Here is a 913-nt window from a genome sequence, read left to right as displayed (position 1 = left end):
CCACCAAATGGTCGGGCAGGACCATTTCGAGCGCGCCGCGCCGCAGGCTCTGGCCGGCAAGCCAGGTCGGCAGGAAGGCGATGCCGCAGCCGGCGAGCGCGGCGTCCAGCATCGGCTCGCCGTGGCCGAGCACAAGCCGCGCCTTGGGCACGAAGGCGGCGAGACGGCCGGCGCTGTCGCGGATGGCCAAGGGTCGGACGACGCCTTCGCGTCCATAGCCGATGACGCTGTGCCGGGCGAGGTCTTCGATGGATTGCGGCCGGCCATGCCGCTCGAGATAGGCTGGGGACGCGCAGATCGCCGAGCGCTGGGCATATATGCGGCGCGCCGCAAGCGACGATGAATCGTCGAGGTCGCCCATCCGCACGGCCAGGTCGATGCCTTCCTCGATCAGGTCGACGCGCCGGTCGTTGAAGGAGATCTCGATCATCAGGTCCGGGAACCGATTGGAGATGTCGAACAGCACCGGCGCGACGCAGCGTCGGCCGAAGGCGAGCGGTATATCGACCCGAAGCTTGCCCGACGGGACCTGCCGGCGCGAGGCGAGCAAGGCTTGGCCGGCCTCGATCTCGGCAAGCGCCCGCGCGCAGGATTCGTAGTAGCTCATGCCTTCGCTGGTCGGGCTGAGGCTGCGCGTGGTGCGGTTGAGCAGGCGCACACCCAGCCGCTGCTCCAGTTGCGCGACCGACTTGCCGATCGCCGACTTCGTCACATGCAGCCGCGCGCCGGCGCCGGTGAAGCTGCCGGCTTCGACGGTGTTGACGAATGCGACGACGCCCTGGAGGTCAGCCGGGTCCATATCGAATTCCCTATTGTAGATTTCAGCTCTTCAATTTGTTGCCGAATATCCCGCATCGGAGCACTATTTCCATAGTCGGATCGCATAAATCTCTCGCGCACCATCAACCAAGGC

1 protein-coding gene is annotated in these 913 nt (G+C 66.2%); it reads right to left on the bottom strand.

From position 1 onward, the window contains the following. Positions 1-799, bottom strand: a 799-nt coding sequence (locus EOA28_RS37060; RefSeq protein ID WP_128315905.1) for a LysR family transcriptional regulator, incomplete at its 3' end; no start/stop codon positions are given. Positions 800-913: the final 114 nt, after the last annotated feature.

The sequence above is a fragment of the Mesorhizobium sp. M2A.F.Ca.ET.067.02.1.1 genome, assembly GCF_004023285.1.
Taxonomy (GTDB): Bacteria; Pseudomonadota; Alphaproteobacteria; order Rhizobiales; family Rhizobiaceae; genus Mesorhizobium.
The sequence above is the reverse complement of the archived record's forward strand: the minus strand, read 5'-3'. Positions and strand labels throughout refer to the sequence as shown.